The sequence below is a fragment of the Fibrella forsythiae genome (assembly GCF_017353175.1).
GTDB classification, from domain to species: domain Bacteria; phylum Bacteroidota; class Bacteroidia; order Cytophagales; family Spirosomataceae; genus Fibrella; species Fibrella forsythiae.
On sequence record NZ_JAFMYW010000003.1, the window covers coordinates 163,804 to 184,866 of the forward strand.

The window sequence follows — 21,063 nt, forward strand, 5'->3', positions numbered from 1 at the left end:
GGGAAAACGGATTGACTTATAAATGGACCCGCGTCTATCTGACGCAGGTACGTTACTTCGTGTGAAGCGGTTGCCTGGCGGCTAAATTATTGATGAGATTTCGTTATCTGGCCCTCGTTGCGAGGTCGGTGAAGGGAATGTCGAGCATCCGGCCAATGGGCTTCCCATCGCGGTAGGCAACTACGCGCAATCGATCGGCCCCTTTCGGGAAAACGAATGGCTGCATGTATTTCGGCGACATGGCATCGGGCAGGGTATTATCGGTTGTGTAAAAAAGGTCGATACCAGCCAGTTCATGATTCAGCAGAATTTCCACTATACCCGTTGTCTGCTTCTGCACGGTAACGTACGGATTCAGGTAGCTGCGACTGTAGTTGATTCCTGCGACATCAAACCTGGAGAAATGGCTTTCGACCCGGCGCACAAAATCGGGCCAGTTGCGCGTGTTCTTCGGCGACCACAACACTTCAGCAATGGCGAAGGCGCGGGGCCAGACCATGTATTCAGCATGGCGGCTGGTTGGCACCGACTCTGTCCAGAGGTTGGCCTGTCCACCCAGAATAAGCTCGGTCCGAACACTATCCGGAACCGGCTCAAAGGCGTATGAATTGCTAAGGCGGCAAATGCCGTAGGTGCTGGGCTCGGCCGAAGGGTCACCCTGGTAGAGATCTACGTAACAGTTCTGGAAAGGCGTCATGATGACCGGGTGGCCCTGTTTCGCTGCCGCAATGCCACCATTCATGCCCCGCCAGCTCATCACGGTGGCGTTTGGGGCTAAGCCGCCTTCCAGAATTTCATCCCAGCCGATCAGCCGTTTCCCTTTGCTCTGCACAATCTTCTCGACGCGCCGGATGAAATAACTTTGGATTTCTTCCACATTTTTAAGTCCGTTTGCCGCCATCAGAGGTTTACAGGCGGCACACTGCTCCCAGAAACCCTTGAACGCTTCGTCGCCACCCACGTGGATGTATGGTCCGGGAAACAGTTGGGCTATTTCGGTGAAAACCTTGTCTATGAACAGGTACGTGCTGTCATTGCACGGATTGAGCGTATTGTCTTCCAGTTTATAAAACTTCCCGTTCGGGTAAATCGGCACAACTTTGCCGCTGCACGTCAGGTTCGGATAGGCCGCAATAGCCGCCAGCATATGGCCCGGCATATCAATTTCGGGAACCACCATAACCTGGCGTTCGGCCGCATACTGAACTACTTCCCGAATCTCATCCTGTGTATAGAAACCGCCGTAACTCTGCGTCTCACCGGGAACCGGGTTTTCACGATTGTTCCAGCGGCCCGTTCGCGGCGCACGCCAGGCACCAACCTGCGTCAGGCGTGGCAACGATTTGATCTCGATTCGCCAGCCTTGGTCGTCAGTGAGGTGCCAGTGGAAGACGTTGTATTTGTAGCGCGCCATCAGGTCGATAAACTGCTTCACGTATTCTTTCGTGAAGAACGACCGACTCACGTCGAGCATCATGCCCCGCCAGCCAAATCGGGGTTGATCGCGGATAACAACGGCCGGTATAATCCCGTTCTTCGATGTAGTAACCGACGTACCTGTGAACCGAAAGCCAGGACGCTCACGCTCGGCGGGGAGCAGTTGCCGCAGGGTTTGTAATCCATAGAAAATGCCCGCTGCTTCAGGGGCTGTCAGCCGGATGCCGGTTGGAGAAACAACCAGCTCATATCCTTCCCGGCCAATATTGGCTACCGGAGCCAGCCGTACGGTGATGTTGTTGGCGGGTTTGGCCAGGTCGTTGATGCGCAGGCCGGGCAAGCTGGTCTGCACCATCTGACGAACCTCGGCCACGGGCGTCAGCACGGCCAGTTGCGTCTTGGCCGTTATGGTAAACTGGCCCGTGCCAGCCTGTATGGATTGAGGCTGAGGAATAAGCGCAGGAAGCGGAAGTTGGGCAAAGGTGGGTAGGCTAAGCGTAAGCAGACCGAAGAGAATGGCTTTCATGAACAAACAGATTGTCGCTGCGAAGGTAGCCAAACCCGTTGTTTCCTACAGATAAGCAATGCACTGATTCTCATTTGCCGATACGGGCCATTGGTGAAATAAGTACCTTGTTGGCCTAAACCACCTGATCGTGATGCCCCGGCTAATTTACATTCATGGGTACGTTGAAGACCCCAGCATTTTCGATAATCTGGCCCCGTTGTTACCAACCAACTCGGTATTGAAACTGAACCTGCAGGATGAATTCGCCCGCTGGAATCCCGATGATAAGACCGTAAACGTATCGACGCTGGCTCAGTATCTGGCAAAGACACACCAGATTGGTCCCGGTGATGTAGTCATCGGCCACTCGATGGGTGGCTGGATTGCGGCCAATCTAAAAGCGCAGACGGGCTGCCGGGCCGTGCTGATTTCGTCGTATACCGACGTGAAAAAAGTGATCACGTTCACCCGTAACATTGGGCTGGTCCGTTTGCTGGTTCATTGGGGTATCGTACAGAGCAAAGGGTTCGCCAGTTATGCACTGAAAAAATATCCATTCGATGAGTCGCGGGCACTGCATAAATCATTGATCGGTAATATGACCAACCAGCCCCGGCGGTTTGTGTATCAGCAGCTTCGCGTGCTGCTAGCCCCTTTTCCCCTTCCACACGCCGTACCCGATCTGCGGATTCACACGCGACCCGATAACGTATTGCGTTTCCCGGACGAACCATTTCACGAAACCCCTGGCGACCACTTCAACCTGGTATTTCACCCGGAAGCCGTAGCTGCCCCGATTCTAAAATGGTTGGAAATAACCGCTAGTCAGTAGTCGCGCTGCTGATTTAGCCATCTCATTCCTTTGCAGCGCGACTACCGACTATTGACTTACGACTGTCATCCACTCCCCTAACCACCACATACAGCAACATTCCCATTGGCCCGAGCATGAAGCAGAACAGCAGGCAGGGTATGAGCCAGCCATGAGCGATGTTATGCTGTTGAGCGTCGCGCAGAATCCAGCAGCCCGCTACCAGGTCAAAAGCGAGGTAGTGAATCCAGCCGGCCAGCATGACTTGCTCACCGCCCTGCTGGAAAAGCGTCATGACGCCTTTTAGCGAAGCAAACGACATAAAATCGAGCGAGCCACCGGTGCTGGTGAAGAGGTAATAGGCATACATGATAGCCAGCAACGCCGGAACGAGCAGCGTACGGGTGAGCCACTGGGTGACGCGCCAGCGCGGGGCTACGATCATCAGAAGCCACTGGGGAAAGACCAGCGCATTGGCCAGCGAAAAAGCCGTTTCGTTCGACATAAACAGGGGTGGGTTCAGAACTGTGCACCTAAAGTAATGCTTCAGTTTGACGGGGTAAAAGAAAGTAATCCACAATTATTTAGGTTATCCACATATAGTTTTACTTAAAGTGTGGATAACTAGCGTAAAATCTCGAGCAAACGGGAAAAATGTGCACAACATTTTGCGAATTTCAGAGTTGCATCGCTACCCGTCGTACTAAAGACGTATGGCCCGTAGAAAGTACGGTCACTTCGCAGGTGGGGAGGGCTACCTCCAGCGGCCGCGTCTGTTGGCGGGGCAACACGGCATCGTATTGGCCAAGAAACAGACGTACCCGCACGCCAAAAGTCGTCATGACTTCCGCGAAATTGGTCATGTTCGTATCAAGCGATCGAAAACCCGTCCATGAACGGTAGATCTGGGTACGTTGCTCAGGCGTTTGCATGGTGGCCGCTACGAAACGCAACAGAGCCGCGTTGAGTAACCCAACGCGAACAAGGCCGCGTCCCAGAAGCATGAATAATGACGTATTGCGCAGGAAAAAGCGAAGCAAAGCCCGGCCTGCTTTCGTCGACGTACCCAGCTTGAACCAGGGATCCTGCGAGATGCCGTCGGGGGCCAGCAGCAGTACCTCGTCAATCCGGTTGGCAAAGGACTGAGCCGTAACCAGCGCAAATCGCCCCCCCATACTAAAGCCAACCACCGAAAACCGGTCAATTGCGTGTGTTGCCAGAAACGTATTCAGCAAACTTTGCCAGTACGAACTAGTTATTACCGCAGGCCAGTTGGCGGTTTGGCTTTTACCATGAAAAGGCAGGTCAATGCTGTATAGGGTATGCGTATGAGCCAGTTGCCCGGCAAACGGTTCAAAGCAACTGCTATCCTGCCCAATGCCGTGAAACGCCAGCCAGACAATTGGCCCCGACCCGTATTTTATAGATGTTAACACCTTATGGGAATTGAATTCTCATTCCCAACGCCCGATTCCTATGCAAACATTCCCTAACCTCGATGCCTTCACCGCCCATGCTGGTCAGGAACTTGGTACCACCGACTGGATCACGATCTCGCAGGAGCAAATACAGTTATTTGCCGACGCAACCGGCGATCACCAGTGGATTCACCTCGAACCCGAACGTGCCGTTCGCGAATCGCCGTATAAGACCACCATTGCCCATGGTTTTCTGACGCTCTCCCTGGCGCCTCGTCTGCTGGCTGATCTCTACAGAGTAGAATCAGTGAAGATGGGAATTAACTACGGTGCCAATAAAATCCGGTTTACCAACGCCGTCCCGAGCGAGAGCCGGGTGCGTATGAAAGCCTGGCTTCATCACGTTGAACAAACCAATGCTAATGAAAACAGTAAGGGTGTTCGGGTTATCATCGAATGTGTATTCGAGGTTGAAGGCCAAAGCAAACCCGCCTGCGTTGCTGAACTGATTATGCTTCTCTTCGAGTAGTTAATAGTGTAGAGTTAAGAATTAAGAGTTGCTTCGCTGAGGTGCGTTCTTAAGCAAAGCAACTCTTAATTCTTAACTCTACACTATTAACTCATACGTGCTACACTCTTAATTCTTAACTAAATTAATGCGCCTTCAAGATAAAGTTGCCATCATTACCGGCGGAGCACGCGGCATTGGCCGGGCTGCGGCCGACGTCTTTACCCGCGAGGGAGCTTCCGTCATCATCTGGGATATGCTCGATGAGGGCGAAGCTACCGCCCAAACCCTGCGCGATCAGGGACGCAAGGCCACCTTCATGCGGGTGAGCGTTACCGACGTACCTGGCGTTGAAGAGGCCGTTCGGGCTGTGTTGGAACAGTATGGCCAGATCGATATTCTGGTCAACAATGCAGGTATTACCCGCGACCGTACCCTGTTAAAAATGAGCCACTCCGAATGGCAACAGGTGATCGATGTTAACCTGACGGGCGTGTTCAATTGCACCAAAGCTGTGGTGCCCCACATGGTTGAACGAAACTACGGCCGGATCATCTGTACCTCGTCGGTAGTGGGTGTGCACGGTAATTTTGGCCAAACGAATTACGCTGCTACCAAAGCAGGTGTGGTAGCGATGTGCCGAACATGGGCTAAAGAACTAGGCTCGAAAGGCATAACCGCCAACGCCGTTGCACCAGGCTTCATCCGGACCGACATGACCGATGCGATGCCCGAAGAAGCCCGGCAGGCAACGATTAAACTGATTCCCGCCCGTCGTATGGGCGAACCTGACGATATTGCCAACGCCTATTTGTACCTGGCGTCTGATGAGGCTTCGTTCGTGAACGGACAGGTACTGGGCGTAAATGGTGGGCAAGCGAGTTGATTTTGGATTGGGGATATCGGATTTTGGATTTGTTGCTTACGCATTGGCTTGCTACAGCGTAAGTAACAAATCCAAAATCCGATATCCCCAATCCAAAATTGTTATGCATGCATACTGTTTTCGTTGTATTTTTACTCCTTCATTCAACAACAGCATATGACTACGGCACCGCAGGACCTGCAGGGTCTGAATTTCAATTTATCTGAAGAACATCTGGCTGTTCAGGAAGCCGCCCGCGACTTCGCCAATACTGAATTGCTGCCGGGTATTGTTGAGCGTGATAATGCCCAGCAATTTCCAGCCGAACAGGTTCAGAAAATGGGCGAGCTGGGTTTTCTGGGTATGATGGTTTCGCCTGATTACGGCGGCGGTGGTATGGATACGGTATCCTACGTGCTGGCCATCGAAGAAATCTCGAAGGTCGATGCGTCGGCTTCGGTCATTATGTCGGTCAATAATTCGCTGGTTTGTTACGGGCTCGAGGCCTTTGGTTCTGAAGAGCAGAAACAAAAATATTTGGTTCCGCTGGCGAGCGGGCAGATGATTGGTGCCTTCTGCCTGTCGGAACCCGAAGCAGGTTCCGACGCCACATCGCAAAGCACCACTGCCGACGACATGGGCGACCATTACGTGGTGAATGGCACTAAAAACTGGATTACCAACGGCAGTACATCGGGGGTGGCACTGGTGATTGCGCAGACACACCGCGAGAAAGGCCACCGGGGTATAAACTGCCTGATCGTTGAGAAAGGAACACCCGGTTTTGTGGTTGGCAAGAAAGAAGATAAGCTTGGCATTCGGGCATCAGACACGCATTCGCTGCTGTTTACCGATGTGAACGTACCTAAAGAGAACCGTATTGGCGACGATGGATTCGGATTCAAATTCGCTATGTCGACGCTTAACGGTGGGCGTATTGGTATTGCTGCTCAGGCACTTGGTATTGCTGCTGGCGCGTACGAGCTGGCCTTGAAATACAGTCAGGAACGTAAAGCGTTTGGTAAAGCTATTTTTGAGCACCAGGCCATTCAGTTCAAATTGGCTGAAATGGCCACTAAAATTGAGGCCGCCCGCTTGCTGGTCTATAAGGCCGCCCGCCTGAAAGACGAACACAAAGATTACGTGCAGGCAGCGGCCATGGCAAAACTGTTTGCCTCCGAAATTGCCATGTGGGCCGCTACAGAAGCCGTTCAGATTCACGGTGGTTATGGCTTCGTGAAGGAGTTCCACGTTGAGCGGATGATGCGCGATGCCAAGATCACCCAGATATATGAAGGTACCTCCGAAATCCAAAAATTAGTGATTGCCCGCGAACTGATTCGATAGCCGTTTTCTTAAAAAAACTATATTTTCCTAAGGTGATGGCCCTATTTCCAGCGAATAGGGCCTTTTTTTTTTAGGGAACGGAAACTTTTGCGCTTGTATTAGTTTTGTACAATTTATTAGTTTTGTGCAATATTGCAGCGCAACACGGCTTATGCAATCCGGTTCCGACTATGGAAGACTACAATAAGATTATCGAATCGCTGGGGGTGAAGTTCATCAAGGCACGGAATATCCGCATCCTGCAGCCTATTGTGATCAAGAATTTCTACGACGTAGAGAATACGTTGTTGATCCTATATAACGGTGAAGTGGCATACGGTGATGAGCATCAGAAAGTCGAAATTGGCGATATGTTGTTCATTCCCGGTGGCAAACACGTAACGGTTACGTACGGCGAACCGTCGAACCCGAAACCCGTCACGAACGAGGAGTTTATGACCCACCGCGAACATTATTTCGAAGCCAACCGAGACCCAACGCGGATCAGCACCATGCCCAATTCATTTGGGTACGTGTCATTCGAGGCGAAGGTGTTCGATTCGGTGAACTTCTTCAATTCGCTCGATGTGCCGCCATTTATTATCAAGCATGACGAAACACTGGCGCAGGCCATCCGGCAGATCCTGATCGAAGATATGACGGATGTGGCCGGAAAAGGTCGGGTGATCAAGATCAAGACCGAAGAGATCGTGATCGAGGTAATACGCTACATCCTGAAGCAACGGCTGTTCGTTGAGCAACTGGTAACCAACAGCACCTACTTCAAAGACCCCCGCCTGATCGACATCTTTGCTTACATCAAAGACAACATCGGCGGCGACTTGTCCAACAAAGTGCTGGCTAATGTGGCCAACGTATCGGAAGATTACGTAGGACAGTATTTCAAGATGCTGACGGGCATTAATCCCCAGGATTACATTGAGTACCAGCGCATGGAAGCTGCCGTTGGCTTACTGCGTACCAGCAAGAAAAGTATCCGGGCCATCGGGGCCGAGGTGGGGTATAAAGACACTGCTTATTTCTGCCGTCGTTTTAAAATGATGTTCGGTATTCCGGCCGGTAAAATGCGCCGCCGTGAATCGCTGATGAACGTATAATAGACTTTAGTAAACTGTACGCTTAAAAGCCCGAACCGGATACGTCTGGTTCGGGCTTTTTGTGTGGAGTAAACTTCTTATAAACGAATAGTTATATATGATAACATCATACTGATAATCAGCAGATTAATATGTTGGTCGTCTGACTTTTTACTTGTAAAATGGCCTGTTATTTGATGCTTTCTATATAGAGTATCAAATAACCCACATCAATCTGAACAGCACGACTACATGTACAGAACATCTACTCTTTTGGGCACTACCAGCCGTTTCGCATTCCTGGTTTGTTTATGTTGCCTGACCGGATTAGCGGGCTTTTCCCAAACGCTTGTCAACTGGCCGTTTGGGGTCACAGGTACGTCGCCCAGTACAGTAAATGCCAATACCACTGCGCCAATAGCAACGTATACTACGCCCAGTTCGAACACGAGCATAGTCAGTAGTCGCTTCAGAGCGCAGGGCTGGAACATTGCAGCGTTTGACGCTACCCGTTTTTTTGAAATAAGTATCACTCCCAATACAAGCTACAGTGTTACAATCACATCCGTTGTTGTTAACCTGGACCGCTCTGCCAACGGCCCAACTAGCTATGAAGCCAGAATCAGTACAGATAATTTCAGCACGTTTGCATCAATTGGGTCAGGAACTGTTACCACTACCGCCGCCAACGTGACCCTACCTGTGAGTAGCGTCGCACAGGTAACCACCACTGTTAAAGTTAGAATTTACTTTTGGGGGGCCTCTGGGGCCACAGATTTGATTAGTATCGGAAGCGCAGCCATAACCGGCACCGTCCAATCGCCAGCCCTGCCCGTTCAACTCGTTAGCTTTCAAGGCCGGCCGGTTGCCAACACAGTACAATTAAACTGGGTCACCGCCTGGGAACAATCAGCCGACCGGTTTGTGGTTCAGCGCAGTACAAACGCCGCCGAATTTATAGAAGTAGGTACGTTGCCAGCTTCTGGAAGTACTGACGGCCAACGTACCTACACGCTCGTAGATGAGCAACCTGCCGAAGGAGCCAATTACTATCGGCTAAAACAGATTGATCAGGATGGGTCGGTGAACTACTCGAAAATCATTGCCGTGACTGTTCGCGCCGACCAGCCATCGATACTGGTCTACCCCAATCCATCTGATGGGCGGCAGTTTCAGCTTCGGATACGTAACCTGACCGCGCCAACGGCCACACTTCAAACCCTGACCGGCCAGACCCTTCATGGGAGGTGGCTAAAATTGACGGATACGGAAGCGACCTGGCAACCCGATACGGCGCTTGAACCGGGGGTGTATCTGCTCCTTGTGGGAGACGGGGCCATTCGGCAAACGGTGAAGGTGCTGGTGCAGTAGCGATATCGGGCTGGCGTGCAACAAAAAACAGGGTTTAGATGTCCTATACAAAGTCAGTGATGTTGTATCTTGACCATCTATGCAAGCTGAATTAACCCTCGCCCGGCCACCCCGGCACTTTCTGCCAGACACGTATGAACTCCAGTCGTGGGCCGACATACAACCTTTTTACGATGACCTGATAAACCGCCCAATTGCTGATACAGATGCTCTACGGCAGTGGTTCAGTGATCGGAGCGAACTGGAATCGTATTTATCCGAAAACTTCGCCTGGCGCTACATCCGCATGACCTGCGACACGGCCAATGCTGAGCTGGTAGAGCGGTTGAATTTCTTTATCGAGACCATTCAGCCTATGATGAGTACGCTGGGTAATGAGCTTGACAGGAAGGCGCTGGATAGTCCCTGGCTAGGACAGTTGACCAATACGGCAGAGCAGGTAATGGTGCGGGGCATGCAGTTGGCCAACGCTATTTTTCGGGAAGAAAACGTACCGCTGCAAACGGAGATGCAAACCGAAGAACGGCAATATGGGGCTATTGCCGGGGCCATGACGGTGACCATCGAAACAGATGGGATACGCCAAGAAGTAACGCTGCAGAAAGCGTCAGACCTGTTGCAGTCTACAGATCGATCAGTTCGGGAAAACGCCTGGTTTTTAATTCAGGAACGCCGTTTTAAGGACCATGAAACGCTGGACGACCTATTCGATAAACTGATTGGGTTGCGGCAGCAAATCGCCGAAAACGCCGGTTTCGCCAACTTTCGCGATTATATGTTTGCCGCGCTGGGTCGGTTCGATTATACGCCTGCCGATTGTTTTACGTTCCACGAGTCTGTTGCCGAGGCGGTGGTTCCCTTGTTGAATCAACAGGCTGCCGACCGGCTGGCCAAACTGCAGCGAACAGACCATTCGGTACAGACGTTGCGCCCCTGGGACACTAAAGTTGATCCAGAGGGAAATCCGCCACTTGTTCCCTTCGCCAATGCCGCCGATTTGGTCGATAAGACAATCCGTTGCTTCGATCGCCTGGATACCACTGGTGAGTTGGGTAACTACCTTCGGGTAATGCGGAAGATGGGTCACCTTGACCTCGACTCGCGAAAAGGCAAAGCACCTGGAGGGTATAATTATCCACTGGAAGAAATAGGTGTTCCGTTTATTTTCATGAACGCCACCTCATCCCTGCGCGATCTGGTGACGATGGTGCACGAAGGAGGGCATGCCGTACACTCGTTCCTGACGCGTGAACTGCCCTTGAAAGCGTATCGAAACCCACCCATGGAAGTAGCTGAACTGGCTTCTATGTCGATGGAACTGATGTCAATGGATCATTGGGATGTGTTTTTCGAGAACCCGGATGAATTACGGCGGGCAAAACTGGCCCATCTGGAGTCGATCATTGAAACCCTGCCGTGGGTGGCTACTATTGATCAGTTTCAGCATTGGCTTTATGGCACTCCGCCTGAATCGGGCTCAATTCACACACCGGCCGAACGCCGGGCCGCCTGGGTACGTACCTACGATCGATTTGCCGACTCCGTAACCGACTGGAGCGGGCTCGACCATTATAAAGAGTATGTCTGGCAAAAGCAGCTTCACCTGTATGAGGTTCCGTTCTATTACATCGAGTATGGCATTGCACAGCTAGGTGCTATCGGCGTGTGGCGTAACTACCGTCAACAAGCCGAAACTGGACTGCAAGGTTACAAGAACGCGCTGGCACTTGGGTATCAGGCCCCTATTCGCGACATATACGCGGCAGCCAACGTTCCGTTTGATTTTTCAAAGGCCCACATCGGCGAATTAATGACCTTTGTTCAGCAGGAAATCAGCGATTTAAAAAACCAATCGCCAACCTCTGCTGGCTAACCAGTTTGTGATTACCTTTGCGGAACTTTCGATTCACAATCAAGCAGCTATGAAACGCGTCGTTTATATGGGCATGTTCGTACTGGCCGGTCTCTCATTGGCTTCGTGCGATTACCAAAAGAATAACACCATCCGTCAGGAAGACTTCCGCAAGAATGATTTTCGGGCGGGCTACAAGGCCGGCGACGGTGAAGTATATGGTACGGGCCCAGATTCGGCCGCTGTTCAGTCTACGTACAAATACAAGGCTAATCCGGAACTGGATGCCCGGACCCAGAAGATCCGCGAAAAGCTCTTTGGCGCAGGTTCAGTGAACCAGGGTGCCTAGAGTCTGGCTAGCTTTCTGATAAGCAAAGAGGCGATGCCGTTAGGTATCGCCTCTTTGGTTTGTTAGGGAGCGGTGAAGGTGAATATAACTTTTTTGTGTTACTTTGCCCCATTACTAAGCCCGTTCAATTAGGATTTTTTGGATAGTATAGGCTGATAAACAAGGCTTTTCAGGTATGAATGTTGCATTAGTTACAGGTTCGGCAGGACTCATTGGCAGCGAATCAGTTGCCTTTTTTTCAGATAAGTTCGATCTCGTAGTGGGTATCGACAACAATATGCGACAGTACTTCTTTGGTGCCGAAGGCTCAACGGAATGGAATCGCAATCGGCTCAGCGACGCATACAGTAATTATACGCACCGCCCCGCTGATATCCGTGAGGTGTCGCAGTTGGAGCCGATTTTCAAAGAATTTGGTGCTGACATTAAACTGATTGTTCACGCTGCTGCGCAACCAAGTCATGACTGGGCTGCCCGCGAGCCATTCACCGACTTTACGGTGAACGCCAACGGTACGTTGAACTTGCTGGAAATGACCCGGCAACATGCACCGGAAGCTGTCTTTATTTTTACCTCGACCAACAAGGTATATGGCGATAACCCAAACTACCTGCCCCTGATCGAAACGGAGACGCGTTGGGAAATCGACGAGAACCATCCGTATTTCAAAGATGGTATCGATGAGTTCATGAGTATCGACCACACGAAACACTCGCTGTTCGGTGCGTCTAAAGTAGCTGCTGATATCCTGGTACAGGAATATGGCCGGTATTTTGGCATGAAAACAGCCGTATTCCGGGGGGGATGCCTCACTGGCCCTAACCACTCGGGTGCACAGCTGCACGGCTTCCTGAGCTATCTCATGAAGTGTGCCATTACCGGTACACAGTACACCATCTTTGGCTATAAAGGCAAGCAGGTACGTGACAACATTCACAGCTACGACCTGGTGAATATGTTCTGGCATTTCTACCAGAATCCCCGCGCCGGTGAAGTGTACAACGCCGGTGGTGGTCGTCATGCCAACTGTTCGATGATCGAAGCCATTAAGGTGTGTGAAGAGATTTCGGGCAACACGATGAATTATACCTATTCAGATACCAACCGTATCGGTGACCACATCTGGTACATCTCGAATCTGAATAAGTTCAAAGAGCATTATCCAGGCTGGAACTGGACCTACGATTTGCAGCAGACCCTGGTGCAGATTCACGATAGCATGGTGGCTCGGTTAGGGCAAACAGCCTAACCGAGACTGTGGCCGTTGGTGAAACCCAACGGCCACCCCCTTTCGAACACATGAAACCTTCTACCCAATTAGTAGTCACGGGATGCGCGGGCTTTATCGGTAGTCACCTGACGGATAGGCTACTCGACAGTGGATACCGGGTTATTGGCGTTGATAATTTCGATTCATTCTACCCGCGTTCCATCAAAGAGCGGAACCTGTCGGGAGCACTGACGCATCCGAATTTTACGTTTATCGAAGCCGATATTCGTGACTCCGAGTGGTTGACTAAACTCGATGCCGATGTTGATGCCGTGATCCATATTGCTGCCAAAGCAGGGGTTCGCCCATCAATCGAGCAACCCGCCGATTACATCAGCACAAACATTGCCGGCACAAACAATCTGCTTGCCTGGATGCAGCAGCGTGGCATTGGGAAGATGGTTTTCGCCTCGTCGTCATCTGTTTATGGCAACAACGAGAAAATCCCGTTCAGCGAGACTGATAGTGTTGAGCAGCCCATTTCACCTTACGCGTTCACCAAGCGTGCCTGCGAACTGCTGACCCATAATTACCACCATCTATACGGAATGGGCATCGTCAACCTGCGCTTCTTTACCGTGTATGGTGAACGGCAACGCCCCGATCTGGCTATTCACAAGTTTGTGCGCATGATGGCCGCCGATCAGCCGATCCCGATGTTTGGAAAGGGCGATACCTCGCGTGACTATACCTATGTGGGCGACACCGTAGCCGGTATTATGGCCGCGCTAACGTACCTGGACGCCAACCCAACCACCTACGACATCATTAATCTGGGAAACCACAGTCCGGTTACGCTTCAAACGCTGGTGAGCACGCTGTATAGACTGATGGATAAGACGCCACAGATTCAGTACCTGCCCATGCAACCCGGCGATGTTGACCGTACGTATGCCGATGTATCACGGGCGGCAGACCTGCTAGGTTATAAACCCAGGGTATCGCTGGAAGAAGGATTAAGCCGGTTTGTGGCCTGGTACAAAACAACGTACCTATGACCCAACCGCCGTTGCTAAAACCAGCCAGTAACTGGCTCTACTGGACGGTTATCGCGCTGGTAGTGAAAGGCTTGTTCTTCGGCTGGTTTCTCACCCGAACCTATTACCACGACATCGACGGGTTCTTGGGGCAGAGTAACGGCGATATGATGACGTATATCCAGCCCGTTGAAAGTCTGCTGGCTCATCACGGTTTTCAGACCGATGTGCGCATGCCCGCCTATCCGGGGGTTTACCTGGCGTTTCGGTTGCTGTTCAAACCAGCAGTAGCCTGTAACCTGGTCATGCTGCTTCAGTTGGTTGTGTCGGCTATTTCAGTTTACGTGCTGGGCTTGTGTGCCCGCCGTTTATTTTCGAGTGACCGTGCTTTTTACTGGGCCTTTTTTATTTACCTGTTTAGCACGTTCGTCAGTGTATTCGACGGGTATTTCCTGACCGAAAGTCTGGCGGCCTCGGCTTCGATTTTTTTCCTTTATACCTGGCTTCGTTTTGAAGCAGAGCCTACCCGCTGGCTACCATTGGTTTCTGCAGGTACGTGGATGACCTGGTCTATCTTTCTAAAGCCTGCCCATGCACCGATGCTGGCCATACCCCTGGCCATTTGGGGGTTTCGCTGGTTGCAAAAACGCCTGACATTCAGGAATCTGATTCGGTATAGTTTCCTGTTTCTGTTGCCGTTTGCCCTGGCCGATGGCGCCTGGATGGCCCGTAACTACCGTAGCTACCGGCAAGTGATTCCGCTGCTAAAAAGCCCCTGGTATCCCGAAAGTTTCTGGCCTGCCAACTACTTCGATCTGATGGCTTTTTGCCAGACCTATGGCGAAGATTTTTCGTATTGGTTTCCCAACGCCGGGATCCGCTGGTTACAGGGCTGGGGCAACAATAACTTCCTGGCTCCTGTGCGTTGGTACGTGAAAGAAGACCTTGGGCCGCCCCCAAACTATGTATACACGTCAAAATTCAACCTCGATTCCGTAACTTCGGTGCGGAACCTGTGTTACCGACTGGGCAATGGACCCATGCTCGACTCGGTGCAGCGCAGTGCCATATCGGCGCAGATCAAAGAGAAAATGAATCGGTATACCCGGTCGGTACGAGAAGATAACCCACTGGTATACTACGTCTGGGCACCGATTCGGTACACGGCTACCTTTTTACACGGCAGTTTCGGCTACACCTTTCTCGATGACATGATCCGATCGCAGTGGCCGCGGTTTTTGCTTCGGCTGTATCACTACGCCTTCGTGCTGATTCCTGGCCTGATAGGGTTAGTTCTGCTGACAAGGCGTGGGCTGCGGCGAGATGACCGGCTGCTGGTGATTCCCTTATCAGTTGCCTACTGTCTGGTCGTGTATGTGGTTGTGCTGCGCCACCCCGAAACTCGTTACCTGGCTCCGTTTTATCCCTTTTTGGTGTTAAGCGCCGTTACCACATTTTTGTCGATCGTTCGTTCGAGACAGTCTTAAATTCGTACAGTTACATGGCCTACCTCTCCGTTATAGTCCCGATTTATAATGAATCGAAAAGCATTCCTATCCTGTTTGATACGCTTGAAAACGCCGTTGGGCAGTACGATTATGAAATCATTGCCGTCAACGATGGGTCGAAAGACGATTCACTGGATCAGCTACGGATTGTCTGTGCCCGGAACAAACGGGTAAAGGCCGTCAATTTTAAACGCAACTTCGGGCAAACGGCGGCTATCAACGCTGGCATACAACATGCCTCGGGCGAGGTGATCGTGTTGATTGACAGTGATCTGGAGAATGACCCTAATGACATTTCAAAACTGGTAGACCGCCTCGATGACGGTTACGACGTGGTGAGCGGCTGGCGGCAAAATCGCTGGAAGGGTGAGTTTCTGACGCGTAAACTGCCTTCGATGACCGCCAATAAACTGATCAGCAGCATCTCGGGAGTGCCCCTGCACGATTATGGCTGTACGCTGAAAGCCTACCGGCGTGATGTGATCAAAGACGTAACCCTCTATGGGCAGATGCACCGCTTTATTCCGGTATACTGCGCCTGGCAAGGTGGTAAAGTCACTGAAATGCCCGTGAACTACCAGCCACGTCAGTTTGGGAAAAGCAATTACGGCATTTTCCGCACCTACAAAGTGGTGCTTGATCTGGTGCTGATCAAGTTCCTGGAAAAATACATGCAGCGGCCTATTCACTTCTTCGGCGGCGCAGGTATCCTGGCCTTTCTGGTGACGTTTGTCGCAACCATTATGGCCGCTTATTTTAAATTGACGGGCCAGAAAGACCTGGTCGAGACGCCACTGCCTACCATTGCTTCCATGTTTTTCGTAGTTGGTATTCAACTAGTGCTGATGGGCGTTATTGCAGAAATTCTGATGCGAACGTATTACGAATCGCAGAATAAAATGCCGTATAGCGTAAAAGAACTGATCAATTTCGACGTACCTGACGGAACGGCCAATCAGGCAGAAACGGTACAGGCTGAACGATTGCGGGTGAGGTAATTGAATCGATAAACTTATGTGTGGACTAGCAGGATTTACCGGCCGAGGCAGCGAAGATGATCTGTTGCGGATGATCCGGCAATTGAAGCACCGGGGTCCTGATTTTCAGGGAGGTGACCTGAAAGCTGGCCGTGACGGCTCTGTAGGGCTAGGCCATGCCCGCCTGAGTATCATCGACCTGAGCTCGGGCGCAAACCAGCCTTTTTACACCGAAGATCAGCAGATCGGCATGGTCTTCAACGGTGAAATTTACAATTACGTTGCGCTGAAAGAAGAGCTACAGGCGTTGGGGAAATACCATTTCCGAACAACATCTGATACTGAAGTACTCCTGTATCTATATCAGGAATACGGCGAAAAGCTGTTTGATAAGATCAATGGCATGTTTGCCTTTGCTATTTACGATTTCCGGACTGGCAAAACGATGCTGGCTCGTGACCGGATGGGTAAGAAACCATTACACTACAGTGTTATTGGCGATACGCTCATCTACGGCTCAGAACCCAAAGCTCTGCTGCAACATCCGCTGGTGAGCAAAGCCATTAGCCCGGATGCCCTGAACGCTTACCTGACGTTTGAATACGTACCTACGCCCTACAGCATCTACCGGGACATTCAGAAACTGGAACCCGGCCATTACCTGCTGTTCGAAAACGGTAAGATAACAGCCAACAAACCATTCTGGACCATTCAGTTCAACCATAAGGCTATCACGTTCGATGACGCGCTGAGCCAGTTTGATGACCTGCTGAACGACGCAACCGCCTCGCGGCTGGTGGCCGATGTGCCACTAGGCGTGTTCCTGAGCGGTGGGCTTGATAGCTCGGCGATTGCGTACTACGCGCAGAAAAACAGTGAGAGCAAGATCAAAACGTTTTCCATTGGCTTCCAGGAAAAATCGTACGATGAGGCCGACTATGCCCGTATGGTAGCCAAACACCTGGGCACAGACCATCACGAAAAAGTGCTGACGGCTCAGGATTCGCTTAATCTGCTTCCCGACATTACGGCAAAACTGGACGAGCCTTTCGCCGACGCCTCCATCATACCAACGTACCTGCTCTCTCAATTCACCCGCGAACGGGTTACGGTGGCCCTGGGGGGCGATGGGAGCGACGAGCTGCTGGCCGGTTACCCAACCTTCACCTCCGACTACGTTCGGGGCGTATATGGCTCAATGCCGCGTCCAATAAAGGCACTGGCCAACCGCGTTGCCGATCTGTTGCCGGTCAGTGATGCTAATATCAGCCTCGATTTCAAGGCAAAACAGTTTCTGAAAGGCTTTCAGGAAAAACCGGCTTATACTCATACGCTCTGGCTGGGAAGTTTTTCACCCGCTCAAAAGCGGAAGCTACTTAGTGCTGATGTACAGGCGCAGTTGACAGACAGAACGGGTTTAAGTCTGATTGATAAGCACTTAGCCGAACTGCCTGCTAATACGGATGGATTTGATCAAACGTCGTACATCTATTACATGACGTACCTGCTCGATGATATCCTGGTGAAGGTAGACCGCGCCAGCATGTATAATTCGCTGGAGGTGCGTGCGCCGTTCCTCGATTACCGCATCGTGGATTTTGCCAACAGCCTGCCCGAATCGTTTAAACGGAAAGGCCTCACGGGCAAATACATCCTAAAGGCGCTGATGCGCAACAATATTCCCGATGACATCATTGACCGGCCTAAGAAAGGCTTCGGTATACCGCTCTCGCAGTGGCTGCGCAACGAATTGCGCCCTTTGTGCGACGATCTGCTATCCGAGGAATCGCTGAAGCAACATGGTTTATTCAACGCCGGGTACGTTCGGCAGTTGCAGCAGGAACATTATTCCGGCAAACAAAATCACCGCAAACTGCTCTGGACGCTCATGGTGTTTCAGCAGTGGTACAGACATTATCATTGAGTATGAATTGGCATAAAAAAGGAGTCGTTTATAAGCCTACTGGCGAGTTTCCGTTCAGTCAGACGCACGCACAGGTACCATTTGGCTTTCCACTGAGCGACCGGTTACGGGTTTACTTTTCAACCCGCGATAAAGACATACAGTCAGCTACATCGTTTGTTGAGGTTGATCCCGACGATTTGTCGAAGGTGTTATACGTTCACGATAAGCCCTGCCTGACGAAGGGAGAGGTAGGTACGTTCGATGAGAGCGGCGCCATGCCCTCGTGGTTTCTGCCCGTTGGCGACGAGGTCTGGCTCTACTATACCGGATGGAACAAGAGCGAAACGGCGTCGTACCGGCTCGGTATTGGCTTGGCGATCAGCCGTGATGGTGGCCTGACCTTTGAGCGTAAGTTTACCGGCCCCATTCTGGATCGGTACATCTTCGATCAGGTGTGGGTAGCGCAGCCCTGCGTTATTCGTGAACGCGATGACCTCTGGCGGATGTGGTATCTGTCGTGCACCAAAATCGAAGTGATCGATGGGCACCCAGAGCCATTCTACGACGTAAAATACGCTGAGTCGACGGACGGTATTCACTGGAATCGGACGGGGCAGGTGTGCGTTGGCTACGATGCATTTACCGATGCCATTGGCCGCCCAACGGTGTTCCGCGATGGTGATCTGTACCGCATGTATTTCTCGTACCGAAGCGCCACCAACTATCGCACCGACGTACGGCGTAGTTACCGAATTGGCTGTGCTGAATCGACAGACGGTATTAACTGGACCCGAACTGACGATCAGGCTGGTATTGAGCGATCGGAGGAGGGGTGGGATTCAATGATGATGGATTACTGCCACATCTTCCCGCATCGCAATCAGTGGGTGATGCTGTATAACGGCAATGGATTCGGGGCCTCTGGTTTCGGTTATGCATTGAATCAACCTGAACCCTGAGTATAATCAGGATGTTGGCTTAACTGATCGCCTTAAGTTTGTGCGTTTCCATTTGCTAATAAACCTGCTCACTGCTGGTTTTTAGCGTGGTTGACGTCTAACTTGTCTCACAATATCACAACACACTATGCAGGAGGTAGCTAAGTACATCATCAAAGTTAATGCCGACATAAAGGACGGGCAGATCGTGCCCGAGATTCCTTATGAAGAGGTCATGCGGCTGGTGAATGAACCGAATATTGTCATTATCAAAACGGGTTTCGCGCCTGAAACGCTTCGTAGCGTCATTGATAGCACTGTTGCCTGGGCGGCAAAAACTCCCCTGGCCGAAGCACCGGATACGTTTGATAACAACCAGCATAAGCAGCGGCTACACATCGCCAAAATTCAGCAGGCTCCCCAGCTATTTCACGATCATACGTTCGATGCCATTCTGGATCTTGACGACGAGTTTCGGCAAACATTGCTGACCGTGTTCGATCCGGTCCGGAAGTTCTGGAATAGCGTCACTGGCAACAACGAAGAATACGGAATTCGGAAAGGCCAGCCTTATTTTCACCCGCAGGTGACGCACTACCCATTGGGTGGTAGTTTCTTCGGGCGGCACTGGCACCCGCTCAATCCGCAGAAAGTGGGCATGATTCTGGCGCTCAACCAATATGGTAATGATTACCATTCGGGTGGTACCGGGTACGTAATCAATAACCACATTGTGGAAACAGAAGGTTATCAGGATATGGGCGATATGATCCTGTTCCGCTACGACCTTCCTCACTGGGTTAGCCCATCTAGTTTTGCCGATCGGTTCAGTTGGGATAACCCGGCTGGCCGTTGGGTATCTATCTTGCCATTTTATGACCCCTGGGCCAAACCTGCTGATAGTGACGAACCGCAGGGGTGGAGCACACAAATTGCACAGGCGAAAGAAGTAGCCGTTTAATGAAAGTAAAAGTTAGCGTACTGATTATCACGTACAATCAGCAGCAGTTCATTCGCAAGGCAATAGACAGTGCACTTGCTCAACAGACGTCGTTTCCCATCGAGATTTTGGTGGGAGACGATTTCTCCTCTGATGGAACGCGGGATATTATTCAGGAATATGAACGTAAGCATCCCGGACTAGTAAAAGGCGTTTTACACCCACGCAATATGGGTAAGAACGGCGGGATAAATTTTCTGGAAACATTGAAGCTAGCCACGGGCGATTATTATGCCCTGATGGATGGCGACGATTACTGGACTAACGAGCATAAACTGCAAAAGCAGGCTGATTTTCTCGATACGCATCCAGATTACTCCATGACCTTTCATAATGCGGTGATTACCTACGAAGATGGTACACCATCGCATTTGCTGAATGGCCCCGAAACAAAACCGTTTTTTACTGTCGACGACCTGATCGGCGAAGAAGAAATCTGGTTTATGGCTACATCCAGCACGATGTACCGCAACAGTATACGGGAATATCCGGCTTGGTTCATGGAATCAGTTAGCGGCGATATTCCGCGATTGATACTGAAAGCCAAGCAAGGTAAAATCGGCTATCTACCTGATGTAATGTCTGTTTATCGGAAAAATCAGGGCGGCACCAGTTTCACTGACAAATATGACGATGCCAACTTCCTGCGTAACCGAATAGCTATGTACGAAGCGATAGGGCGGGAACTGAACGGCAAATACGATGATAAGCTGAAGCGGAACATCGCCCGCTATTACCGCTGGATGCTCGACAGTCATCAATACCGTGATCACTATTATCCACGCAATCTACTGGCTGCGAAGTACCTACGGCTGGCGAAGACAACGGACGAGGAGCGTAAACTGATCATTCAGAAGTATATCGTTCCTGCTCCGGTAATGCGCCTGTACAGTACGTTTGCTATCTGGTTAGGGCAGTTTCTGCGTGCGAGCTAAGTCAGTGTAA

The 21,063-nt window shown here is 51.2% G+C and carries 20 protein-coding genes; 16 read left to right on the forward strand and 4 right to left on the reverse strand.

The window, feature by feature from the left end; genetic code table 11:
* Positions 1-103 precede the first annotated feature (103 nt).
* Positions 104-1,963, reverse strand: a complete 1,860-nt coding sequence (locus J2I46_RS12085; protein ID WP_207329292.1) for a beta-N-acetylhexosaminidase — start codon at positions 1,961-1,963, stop codon at positions 104-106.
* 133 nt (positions 1,964-2,096) lie between these two features.
* On the opposite strand from J2I46_RS12085, the gene J2I46_RS12090 reads away from it, so the two are divergent.
* Positions 2,097-2,777, forward strand: coding sequence for an alpha/beta hydrolase (locus tag J2I46_RS12090; RefSeq protein ID WP_207329293.1), 681 nt, complete (start codon positions 2,097-2,099; stop codon positions 2,775-2,777).
* A 22-nt stretch (positions 2,778-2,799) separates the two neighbouring features.
* Here the strand turns inward: J2I46_RS12090 and J2I46_RS12095 are convergent, their stop codons facing one another.
* Together J2I46_RS12095 and J2I46_RS12100 are read right to left on the reverse strand one after the other, a co-directional pair.
* Entirely contained in the window at positions 2,800-3,261 is a 462-nt protein-coding gene (locus J2I46_RS12095; RefSeq protein ID WP_207329294.1) for an ABA4-like family protein, read from the reverse strand.
* Positions 3,262-3,433: 172 nt separating this feature from the next.
* Positions 3,434-4,192, reverse strand: a complete 759-nt coding sequence (locus J2I46_RS12100) for an alpha/beta fold hydrolase (protein ID WP_207329295.1) — start codon at positions 4,190-4,192, stop codon at positions 3,434-3,436.
* A gap of 40 nt (positions 4,193-4,232) precedes the next feature.
* Between J2I46_RS12100 and J2I46_RS12105 the strand changes: the two genes are divergently transcribed.
* From J2I46_RS12105 to J2I46_RS12120, 4 genes are all read left to right on the forward strand, one after another.
* Positions 4,233-4,703, forward strand: a complete 471-nt coding sequence (locus J2I46_RS12105; RefSeq protein ID WP_207329296.1) for a MaoC family dehydratase — start codon at positions 4,233-4,235, stop codon at positions 4,701-4,703.
* A gap of 127 nt (positions 4,704-4,830) precedes the next feature.
* Complete coding sequence (gene fabG / locus J2I46_RS12110; protein WP_207329297.1) at positions 4,831-5,568, forward strand: 3-oxoacyl-[acyl-carrier-protein] reductase; 738 nt, start codon at positions 4,831-4,833, stop codon at positions 5,566-5,568.
* A gap of 186 nt (positions 5,569-5,754) precedes the next feature.
* Positions 5,755-6,894, forward strand: a complete 1,140-nt coding sequence (locus J2I46_RS12115; protein ID WP_207329683.1) for an acyl-CoA dehydrogenase — start codon at positions 5,755-5,757, stop codon at positions 6,892-6,894.
* Between the two features lie 170 nt (positions 6,895-7,064).
* Positions 7,065-7,991, forward strand: a complete 927-nt coding sequence (locus J2I46_RS12120) for an AraC family transcriptional regulator (RefSeq protein WP_207329298.1) — start codon at positions 7,065-7,067, stop codon at positions 7,989-7,991.
* A gap of 227 nt (positions 7,992-8,218) precedes the next feature.
* Here J2I46_RS12120 and J2I46_RS12125 read toward each other — a convergent pair whose 3' ends face one another.
* Positions 8,219-8,425 carry a hypothetical protein gene (locus J2I46_RS12125; RefSeq protein ID WP_207329299.1) on the reverse strand — a complete coding sequence of 69 codons (207 nt, stop codon included), beginning with the start codon at positions 8,423-8,425 and terminating at the stop codon, positions 8,219-8,221.
* Positions 8,426-8,747: 322 nt separating this feature from the next.
* Here J2I46_RS12125 and J2I46_RS12130 point away from each other — a divergent pair, with 322 nt between their 5' ends.
* The 11 genes from J2I46_RS12130 (at position 8,748) to J2I46_RS12180 (ending at position 21,053) form a co-directional block, all read left to right on the forward strand.
* Positions 8,748-9,341, forward strand: coding sequence for a T9SS type A sorting domain-containing protein (locus J2I46_RS12130; protein WP_207329300.1), 594 nt, complete (start codon positions 8,748-8,750; stop codon positions 9,339-9,341).
* Positions 9,342-9,420: 79 nt separating this feature from the next.
* Complete coding sequence (locus J2I46_RS12135) at positions 9,421-11,214, forward strand: M3 family oligoendopeptidase (protein WP_207329301.1); 1,794 nt, start codon at positions 9,421-9,423, stop codon at positions 11,212-11,214.
* Positions 11,215-11,263: 49 nt separating this feature from the next.
* The gene (locus tag J2I46_RS12140) at positions 11,264-11,542 is read left to right on the forward strand and encodes a hypothetical protein (protein ID WP_207329302.1); all 279 of its coding nucleotides are present in this window, start codon (positions 11,264-11,266) and stop codon (positions 11,540-11,542) included.
* Positions 11,543-11,717: 175 nt separating this feature from the next.
* On the forward strand, positions 11,718-12,791 hold the full coding sequence (locus J2I46_RS12145; RefSeq protein WP_207329303.1) for an NAD-dependent epimerase/dehydratase family protein: 1,074 nt from the start codon (positions 11,718-11,720) through the stop codon (positions 12,789-12,791).
* 50 nt (positions 12,792-12,841) lie between these two features.
* Positions 12,842-13,810: a GDP-mannose 4,6-dehydratase gene (locus tag J2I46_RS12150; protein WP_207329304.1), complete on the forward strand. Its 969-nt coding sequence runs from the start codon at positions 12,842-12,844 to the stop codon at positions 13,808-13,810.
* Complete coding sequence (locus J2I46_RS12155) at positions 13,807-15,276, forward strand: hypothetical protein (protein WP_207329305.1); 1,470 nt, start codon at positions 13,807-13,809, stop codon at positions 15,274-15,276. The genes J2I46_RS12150 and J2I46_RS12155 overlap by 4 nt, the downstream gene beginning before the upstream one ends.
* A 14-nt stretch (positions 15,277-15,290) precedes the next feature.
* The gene (locus tag J2I46_RS12160; protein ID WP_207329306.1) at positions 15,291-16,295 is read left to right on the forward strand and encodes a glycosyltransferase family 2 protein; all 1,005 of its coding nucleotides are present in this window, start codon (positions 15,291-15,293) and stop codon (positions 16,293-16,295) included.
* Positions 16,296-16,311: 16 nt separating this feature from the next.
* Complete coding sequence (gene asnB / locus J2I46_RS12165; RefSeq protein WP_207329307.1) at positions 16,312-18,198, forward strand: asparagine synthase (glutamine-hydrolyzing); 1,887 nt, start codon at positions 16,312-16,314, stop codon at positions 18,196-18,198.
* Positions 18,199-18,200: 2 nt separating this feature from the next.
* Complete coding sequence (locus J2I46_RS12170) at positions 18,201-19,139, forward strand: glycoside hydrolase family protein (protein WP_207329308.1); 939 nt, start codon at positions 18,201-18,203, stop codon at positions 19,137-19,139.
* Between the two features lie 127 nt (positions 19,140-19,266).
* Positions 19,267-20,079, forward strand: coding sequence for a hypothetical protein (locus J2I46_RS12175; RefSeq protein WP_207329309.1), 813 nt, complete (start codon positions 19,267-19,269; stop codon positions 20,077-20,079).
* On the forward strand, positions 20,079-21,053 hold the full coding sequence (locus J2I46_RS12180) for a glycosyltransferase family 2 protein (protein ID WP_207329310.1): 975 nt from the start codon (positions 20,079-20,081) through the stop codon (positions 21,051-21,053). The genes J2I46_RS12175 and J2I46_RS12180 overlap by 1 nt, the downstream gene beginning before the upstream one ends.
* The last annotated feature ends 10 nt before the right edge of the window (positions 21,054-21,063 follow it).